The sequence below is a fragment of the Dethiosulfatibacter sp. genome, assembly GCF_983023055.1.
This window is the reverse complement of record NZ_CEZJXU010000043.1, coordinates 1-9,357: the sequence shown is the minus strand read 5'-3', so window position 1 is coordinate 9,357 and position 9,357 is coordinate 1. Positions and strand designations below refer to the sequence as shown.

General features: G+C 38.5%; 6 protein-coding genes and 1 other annotated feature. All 6 genes read left to right on the top strand.

What is annotated here, in order from left to right; genetic code table 11:
* Positions 1 to 175 precede the first annotated feature (175 nt).
* Positions 176 to 772: a GNAT family N-acetyltransferase gene (locus AC3AX0_RS02995; protein WP_487548823.1), complete on the top strand. Its 597-nt coding sequence runs from the start codon at positions 176 to 178 to the stop codon at positions 770 to 772.
* A gap of 24 nt (positions 773 to 796) precedes the next feature.
* Positions 797 to 1,615 (top strand): hypothetical protein, encoded by an 819-nt coding sequence (locus AC3AX0_RS02990; RefSeq protein WP_487548822.1) that lies wholly within the window; start codon positions 797 to 799, stop codon positions 1,613 to 1,615.
* Positions 1,616 to 1,666: 51 nt separating this feature from the next.
* Positions 1,667 to 1,832 (top strand) — a binding site (T-box leader).
* A gap of 347 nt (positions 1,833 to 2,179) precedes the next feature.
* Positions 2,180 to 4,591 (top strand): leucine--tRNA ligase, encoded by a 2,412-nt coding sequence (leuS, locus tag AC3AX0_RS02985; protein WP_487548821.1) that lies wholly within the window; start codon positions 2,180 to 2,182, stop codon positions 4,589 to 4,591.
* 191 nt (positions 4,592 to 4,782) lie between these two features.
* Complete coding sequence (locus AC3AX0_RS02980; RefSeq protein ID WP_487548820.1) at positions 4,783 to 6,522, top strand: sigma-54 interaction domain-containing protein; 1,740 nt, start codon at positions 4,783 to 4,785, stop codon at positions 6,520 to 6,522.
* Between the two features lie 433 nt (positions 6,523 to 6,955).
* On the top strand, positions 6,956 to 8,422 hold the full coding sequence (locus AC3AX0_RS02975; protein ID WP_487548819.1) for a pyridoxal-phosphate dependent enzyme: 1,467 nt from the start codon (positions 6,956 to 6,958) through the stop codon (positions 8,420 to 8,422).
* Positions 8,423 to 8,427: 5 nt separating this feature from the next.
* Positions 8,428 to 9,357: M20/M25/M40 family metallo-hydrolase (locus AC3AX0_RS02970; protein WP_487548818.1), on the top strand; the 930-nt coding region annotated here is incomplete at its 3' end.

The window sequence follows — 9,357 nt, the reverse complement described above, 5'->3', positions numbered from 1 at the left end:
GCATAATAGAATATAAAACTTTATAAATTTAAATAAAATGGTTCCTTTTAGGGACCATTTTTTTAAAATAAAAAATGTAGCCTTAACTTGCTTAAAGTCGGTCTACGATGTAAAATAGATGGGTATGAGAGAAATATCATATTAATATAGATTATAAAGAAGGAAAGATTAACATATGAGTATAATGAATATATTTGGAAAAAGAAACCCCACATTTCACAAGGAATATCATACTGATAGACTTGTTCTCAGGATTTTCAAGCCCGACTGCAACCAGCTTGCCCTTGATTATTACAAAAAGAATAAGGACTTTTTAGCAGAATGGGATCCGGACAGGGACAATATGTTTTATACAAGACAGGGTCAGTTGGAAAATCTCAAGTATGAATATTCGGAATTCTTAAACAAGAGACTCATAAGATTCTGGATCTTCAAGAAAGGTGACGACTCAAGAGCTATAGGAAACCTATGTTTTAACAATATAATCTATGGAAATTTCAAATCTTGCTTCCTGGGATACAAGTTGGACAAGGACGAAATCAATAATGGATATATGACTGAAGCTGTTACCAAGGGAATCGAGATAATGTTTGAGGAATACAACCTTCACAGAATTGAGGTTAACATCATTCCAAGGAACTTGAAATCCATGAGGGTTGCCGAAAAGCTTAAGCTGGAAAAGGAAGGGTTTTCAAAAAGGTATCTTCTAATCAATGGAGTTTGGGAAGACCATGTTCACTTTGCAGCCTATAGCGACACATTTCAGCATTAGAAAGTTAAAATATGGAGGAATGACATGAATACAAAAGAACTTATGGATATTGCCCTTGAGATGGCAGATCTTGATAAAATGCCCCATGATACTACAATAACTGTAGAAGGGGATAATATAAAAAGAATACTAATAGGAGTGGACATGGAAACTCCCGAGCTTATGCTTGGAAGGGAAATGGGCTATGACTGTGTAATAAGCCACCATCCAAAGGCAGATGGAGCAAAGGCTGACTTCTACAAGGTAATGGATTTTCAAATTGACAAGATGGTTGAATTTGGAATTCCGGTAAACAGAGCCCAGAAGGTCCTTCAAAAGGCCAGGACGATAGTTAGTCTTGCCAATCAGGTTTCAAACTATGATTCAGTATCTTCCGCTGCGAGGCTGATGAAGATGCCTTTCATGAATATACACATACCTGCTGACCTTATCGGAGAGAAAATTGTACAGTACCATCTTGACGACAAATTCAAGGACAATGACAGGAAGACACTTCAAGATGTGGTGGACGCACTCTATGAAATAGATGAATATAAGAGAGGACTAACTGAGCCTATGATAAGAGTAGGAGGTCCCAAAAGTTATGCGGGGAAAATAGCCGTACTCTATGCTGGTGGAACAAACGGTGGAGCCGATGTCTACAAGGCATATTTCGAAGCGGGAGTAGGCACAATAGTGGCCATGCACGCACCTGTAAATGTTCTTGATGAAGTAAGAAAACAGAACATTGGAAATGTAATAGTGGCAGGACATATACCAAGCGATTCCATTGGTCTTAACAAGATTATAGCTAAATGGGAAGAAAAAGGGATGGAAGTTACAAAAATGGCAGGTATCATATAGAAAATCTGTTGATAAATTCGTATTCCTTTGATATAATACAATTTAGAAATTAATAGAGCATAGAAGGGGAGCAGTAGGCCGAAAAAAGATTTAAGAGAGCTGTTGGCAGGTGAGAAACAGTATCTTCAGAGGCTGAACTTACCCGTGAGCTCAATTTAAAATAAGAGAGACTTTTTGTCTAATATGGGTGGTACCGCGGAAGTTTTTCGTCCCATGTGATGGAAAGCTTTATTTTTGTTTGTGGACATAATCAATAGGATGTCCAGAGTCTAGTTTGCAATAAAAAAATTAAGGATGTTTTAATTAATCTAAGTTTAGGTTACATTCAAAAAAACTAAGGATGTTTAATCAACAGCGAGTTTCGTACTTATTCATTTAATAAATTAAGGATGTTTTAATCAACAGTGAGTTTCGTACTTATTCGTTTAATAAATTAAGGATGTTTTAATCAACAGTGAGTTTCGTACTTATTCATGAAACAAATGTATCGCATTGATGAATTGCGATACATTTGTTTCATGAATAAACTCAACTAGGCTGTTGCTTAAAACTAGGAGGGAAATTATGGTTTCGTATAATCCAACTGCTATTGAAAAAAAATGGCAGAAAATTTGGGAAGAAAAAGAAACATTCAAGGCTGAAGATAATTCAGAAAAACCGAAATACTACAACCTGGTGGAGTTTCCATATCCGTCGGGAGCAGGACTTCACGTAGGACACGTTAGAGCATACTCTTCTCTTGAAATAATATCAAGAAAGAGAAGAATGCAGGGATATAACGTATTGTTCCCAATAGGATTCGATGCTTTCGGACTTCCTACTGAAAACTATGCAATTCAGACTGGAGAGCACCCAAGAACAGTGACGGACAGAAACATTGAAGTGTTTTCTGACCAGCTTAGAAAGATAGGATATTCATTTGACTGGGACAGAGTGATAGATACTACAGATCCAGACTACTATAAGTGGACACAGTGGATATTCCTTAAGCTTTTTGAAAACGGACTTGCCTTCAGGGACAAGACCTATGTAAACTTCTGTACCGACTGCAAGGTTGTACTTGCAAATGAGGACTTCAGAGACGGAGCATGCGACAGATGTGGAAACGAAGTTGTACAGATGGAAAAGGATGTATGGTTCCTGAAAATAAGGGAGTATGCAGAGAAGCTTCTTGATGGACTTGATAAGGTGGACTACCTGCCAAGAATTAGATTGGAGCAGTCAAATTGGATAGGAAAATCAATAGGTGCCGAAGTCGACTTCAGGATCAAGGGAGAAGACGAGGTACTCAAGGTATTCACTACAAGACCGGATACTTTATATGGAGCTACCTTTATGGTAATAGCACCGGAACATCCCCTTGTAAAAAAATACCATGATCAGATTACAAATATAAATGAAATACACGAATACCAGGAATACGCACAGACCAAGACCGAATTCGAAAGAGTTCAGCTTGCAAAGGAAAAGTCTGGTGTTGAAATAAAAGGTCTTAAGGCAATAAACCCTGTAAATGATGAGGAAATACCGGTATGGGTTGCAGACTATGTAATGATGGGATATGGAACCGGAGCAATAATGGCGGTACCGGGTCACGATAATAGAGACTGGGAATTCGCTACGAAGTTCGACATACCTATTATAGAGGTAATCAAGGGTGGAGATGTAACAAAGGAAGCATTCACTGATACAAGCGACGGAATCCTTGTAAACTCAGATGTTATAAATGGAATGAGAGTAAAGGAAGCAATAGCAAAGATTATAGATATTCTTGTAGAAAAAGGAATTGGAGAAAGAACCATAAACTACAAGATGAAGGACTGGGCTTTCAATAGACAGAGATATTGGGGAGAGCCATTCCCAATTATTCACTGTGAAGAGTGCGGAATAGTTGGAGTTCCTGAAGAGGATCTTCCTGTTAGACTTCCCGTAGTTGAAAACTACCAGCCTACAGATACTGGAGAATCTCCCCTTGCTGCAATGGAAGACTGGGTAAATACTACTTGTCCGAAATGTGGTGGACCTGCAAAGAGAGAAACAGATACAATGCCTCAATGGGCAGGATCAAGCTGGTATTATCTAAGATATATGGACAATAAAAACAACGAAGCACTGGCAAGCAAGGAAAACCTTGATTACTGGGGCCAGGTTGACTGGTATAACGGAGGAATGGAGCATGTTACCCGTCACCTTCTTTATTCAAGATTCTGGCATAGATTCCTATATGACATTGGAGTAGTTCCGACAAAAGAGCCCTATGCGAAGAGAACTGCCCAGGGATTGATTCTTGGACCTGATGGAAACAAGATGTCCAAGTCAAAGGGTAATGTTGTAAATCCTAATGAAATAATTGCGGATTATGGTGCAGATACCTTGAGAGCATATGTAATGTTTATCGGTGACTACGAAAAGCCTGCTCCGTGGAATCCTAACGCTGTTAAGGGATGCAAGAGATTCCTTGACAGGGTATGGAAACTTCAGGAAATGATAGTTGATGGAGAAGGATATACCAAGGATCTTGAGACATCAATGAACAAAACAATCAAGAAGGTTTCCGAAGACTATGAGGAAATGAAGTTCAACACTGCAATTGCTGCAATGATGACCCTTGTAAACGAATTCTATGATAAGGGAAGTGTTACAAAAGACGAGATTAAGTCACTTCTTGTAATTCTTAACCCTGTATCGCCACATATGACAGAGGAAATCTGGGAGATGCAAAACTTTGGCGGAATGCTTAACGAGGCTCAGTGGCCAACTTGGGACGAAGAGAAGACTGTTGAAGATGTAATCGTGATGCCTGTTCAGATCAATGGAAAGGTTAAGGCTAAAATCAGCATACCGAAAGATGCTGACAAGGAAGCTGCAAACAAGATTGCTATGGATGATGCTTCTGTTCAAAAGGCAATAGGCGACAAGACAATCGTCAAGGAAATATTTGTTCCCGGAAAAATTTACAACATAGTTGTGAAGTAAGACAATATATAGAAATATTGACAAGCTGAAATGCAGGAGTGTAACCTGTGTTTCAGCTTTTTTTCGTTGTATATTTATAGAGAATGATAACTGCAATTTACATGATACTACACTTTTGCACTGACGAATGATATAATTAATTCAGTATTAATTTCTAACAGATCGAGGCGGTGAAGATTTTGGAGAATATTTTGTTTAAGATTAAGGAAGATGTCGACAAGCACGCGGAAATAATGTCAAAGATTATGAAAGTGGATGTGGAAATTGTCGACAGTCAAATGAATTTGATTTCTGGAAAATTCAATAGATATGCATATACAAAGGAAGATGGAACGGTTTTTATTGGCTGTGTATACGAAGAGGTGATTTCAACTGGTGAAAAGCAGATAATCATGAATCCAGGCATACATCCACTATGCCAAAAATGTGCTCAAAAAGACATTTGTGAAGAAAAGTTTGAGATGAGTGCACCTATAAAGTTGAAGGACCAGGTTATTGGTGTAATTGGGTTTGTTTGTTATACCGATGAACAGTTTGATTATATTCAAACGAATCTTGAAGTCTTCATGGAATTTCTTGATCAAATGACGGGGCTTATATCGTTGAAAGCGGCAGAGATGATGGAGAGCATCCGCATGCAGGGCATGGTCAACCTAATGAATACAATTGTGGATAGAATCGATGATGGGGTCATGATTTTTGACAAAGAAGGGAAATTGCATCGAATCAATGCTGGTGCACGGGAAATACTACAGCTTGAAGACATGTCCATGGATGAAATTGATATCGATCTCAAGAAGACGGATGGTCAGATTATGGGAATGGATGAGTATAACGTCAGTGTTATGGAAAAAGAATATGCTCTGGTTGGATCATACTTCGAAATCCACAACAAAACATATGATTGCGCATTTATTTTCAAGGATGTTAACACGATTAAAGCCAGTGCCCGGAAATTCATGACATCATATGAGAAAATCGGCGTTACCAGATTGCTGGGAAGATCAGTCCAAATGGAGAAGCTAAAGGAAAGAATAAAGCAGGTGGCTTCAACGACTTCATCGGTAATGATTTCAGGTGAAAGCGGTACAGGGAAGGAACTGGTCGCTCGGGCACTACATGAGGAGAGCGAAAGGTACAATGAGCCCTTCGTTGCTATAAACTGCGGAGCGATACCTGAAAATCTGCTGGAAAGTGAATTGTTTGGATATGTTAAAGGAGCCTTTACAGGTGCCGATCCCAGAGGTAAAATGGGTAAATTTGAACTTGCCCATAAAGGGACATTGTTTTTGGATGAAATAGGGGACATGCCCATTCATATACAGGTGAAGCTTCTGAGGGTGTTGGAAGAGAGAGAAATTGTAAAGCTGGGTGAAACTAAGCCTATCAAGATAGATGTTAGAGTAGTGGCTGCCACAAATAAAAATCTGGAAGAAATGATTGGAGAAAAAGCTTTTCGTGAAGACTTGTTTTATCGCTTGAATGTAATACCTATAAAGACAATACCTTTAAGGAAACGTGAGGGAGACGTGAGGCTTCTTTCAGACTATTTCGTTAACCGTTACGCTGGTATATTCAAGAAGAAAATCAAGGACATAGAACCGTCATTTTGGGAATGCCTTGAGAAGTATGATTGGCCAGGAAATGTACGTGAGCTGCAAAATACCATGGAATATGTCATTAACCTTATAAAAAGCCGTGACATTCTCAATGAACAAGTATTGCCGGAGAAGATTAGAAAAAACGAATCTGTACTTCTTGATGACGATTATAATCTTGAATACATGGAAGCGGAGTATATAAGGAAGGCATTGGACAAATATGGACATGATGGTCCTTCAAAGAAAATTGTTGCCGAAAAACTAGGGATAGGAATAGCGACCTTGTATCGTAAAATGAAGAAGTATGAAATGGATGAGGAATATGCCTAGGTGGTTATCAAAATGATAATGGATTAGAGCTGTAATTTCATCATTTAATGCTGCGACAAGTCATTTTAACCTGGCCTGGAAAGAAAAAGTCAAGTAATACCAATGGAAATAGAGTGTTTACCTTCCATGTAATCCTGAATTGAATGCTTGAATAGAGAACCGTTATCAAAATGATACCATTATCATTTTGATAACGGTTTTTTTAATGTTTTGTCACATTTAAAGGTCAAAAAAAGAAATTATCGAGAAAACGAAAAATCAGTAAAATGTCATGAAACCCTCTAAAATAAACGGTTTCATGACATTGAAGAAATGAGGGTGAGGTAATTGAATTTTATTGGCACGGGCTTTGCATTACACTAAAGCATATGAGAAATAATTTATTGATTTTTTAAAAGGCATGACAACCATAAACCAGGAGGCTTAGAATTCCATGAAATACAATCAACTTAATTTTAAGAAGAATGAAGAAAAACGCAAGAATGCATTACAGAGGGCAAAGGAGAAAAATTTACTGATTCCAACTCTGGCACAAATGAAAAACCCTGATTTGATTCCAGAAGAGATTAAAGAAAAACTGAAAGATGTTGGCTTATGGGACATAGATCCTCTTAATCTGTTTAGAATCAGCTGGTACAACGAGCCTACAGAACATGGGGGAGGCTACACTGGAGTAAACTATATAGAACTTCCTGAAGCACTTACAGGAGTCAAGGCCAAGATAATAGCTGTCAGTGGACGTTACTTCCCTACAGGTGCACACAAGGTGGGCGCGGCATTCGGATGTTTGGTACCAAGACTTGTAACAGGACAGTTTGACCCTACTACAACAAAAGCTGTTTGGCCTTCAACAGGCAATTATTGCCGTGGAGGTGCATATGATTCGGCCCTTCTTTCATGTGAATCAATAGCAATACTGCCTGAAGGAATGAGCAAGGAACGTTTTGAATGGTTGGAAAAAGTTGCTGGCGAAACAATCAAGACAGTAGGTACGGAAAGCAATGTAAAGGAAATATTCGACAAGTGTTGGGAACTTAGAAATTCAGGTGAGGATTTGATGATTTTCAATCAGTTTGATGAATTTGGAAATTATCTGTGGCACTATGAGGTTACAGGGTCTGCAATTGAGAACGTAATGAATCAGGTAAAAGGCAATCTGCACGGATTCATCAGTTGTACAGGATCCGGTGGAACCATAGCTGCAGGGGATTATTTGAAAAAGATTTATCCTACAAGCAAGATAGCAGCAAGTGAAGCACAGCAATGTCCAACAATATTTGAAAATGGTTTTGGAGACCATAGAATCGAAGGGATAGGGGATAAGCATATACCTTGGGTACACAATGTGAAGAATACGGATGTGGCCATTGCAATCGATGACGAAGCTACGATGAACTGGATTAGAATGCTTAATGAACCTGAAGGTATAGAATTCCTCAGAGAAAAAGGCGTTGACGAAGATATAATAAATAAATTCAAGTGGATGGGTATATCAGGAGTTGCCAATATCATAGCTGCCATAAAATATGCCAAGTATTTTGAGCTGACTGAAAAGGATGTCGTTGTGACGATACTCACAGATTCCATGGACATGTATCAGAGTCGTTTGGAAGAGTTGAACGAGGAAAGGGGCCAATTTACAAAATATGATGCATCTGCAGTTTATGCACGTTATTTTGAAGGCATCAATACTGAATATTTCAAGGAATTGAATTATTATGACAGAAAGGCAATCCACAACTTGAAGTATTATACCTGGGTTGAACAGCAGGGCAAGACTTATGAAGAAATAATGGCTCAATGGTATGATGATACATACTGGACATCAATTACAGAGAGAGTGGATGAGCTAGATAAGTTGATTGAAGAGTTCAATGAAGATGTAAAAAATATGAATTGATTCAAATGTATATGATGACTCTGCAGAATTCAGGAAAGGAGGAAAAGGTTATTATAAATGAAATTGTTGCTGAAATTAAAAATGGCTTGGTTGGACTTGCCCAACAATTGATACAAATACAGAGTTTTACTCAAGATGAAGAAGAGGTAATACGGTTTATAAAGGTAAAAATGATTGAGCTTGGATATGATGAAGTTTTTATTGATGAAATCGGAAATGTAATAGGTGTCATAGGTGATGGGAATACAAAAATCCTCTATGATTCCCATACGGATACAGTAAGGACAGGAGACATTGAGAAATGGACAAAAGATCCCTTCGGAGGCGAAATAGTCGATGGTAAGCTTTACGGCAGAGGGTCTGTAGATATGAAATCCGCATTGGCAGCTTCCATTTATGCAGGATATGCAATGAAACACTGGGGTCTGGCAAAAGATAAAACCATATATATAGTGGCATCTGTAATGGAAGAAGACTTTGACGGAGAAGCACTCAATTGGATGCTAAAAGAAAAGGTCGTTGAACCTGATTATGTAGTGATTTGCGAACCAAGTTCCTTGAATCTTGCATTGGGACATCGAGGCAGAGCGCTTATTAAAATTTCATCTATGGGAGTTTCTGCACATGGAAGCGAACCTGACGAGGGAGTCAATGCAGTATACAAAGTACCAAAAATCATAGAAAGGGTTGAACTCCTGCAAAAACATTTTTCCGAGAGTCCCGACTTGGGAGGATCTGTAGCCATAACACGGATTGAGAGTGAATCGGTATCTCTAAATGCAGTACCGACGAAATGCTCCATTTACTTGGATAGACGACTTGCCATAGATGAGGATGAAGACTACATTGAGGATGAAATGGATAAACTTCTTGAAGGAATGGATGCACAATGGGAAATATATGACGAATATGGAACCAGTTGGACAGGCAAGGAT

Coding starts and splice junctions, on each gene's coding strand:
- AC3AX0_RS02995 (WP_487548823.1), top strand. CDS start 176: ATGAGTATAATGAATATATTTGGAAAAAGAAACCCCACATTTCACAAG.
- AC3AX0_RS02990 (WP_487548822.1), top strand. CDS start 797: ATGAATACAAAAGAACTTATGGATATTGCCCTTGAGATGGCAGATCTT.
- leuS (WP_487548821.1), top strand. CDS start 2,180: ATGGTTTCGTATAATCCAACTGCTATTGAAAAAAAATGGCAGAAAATT.
- AC3AX0_RS02975 (WP_487548819.1), top strand. CDS start 6,956: ATGAAATACAATCAACTTAATTTTAAGAAGAATGAAGAAAAACGCAAG.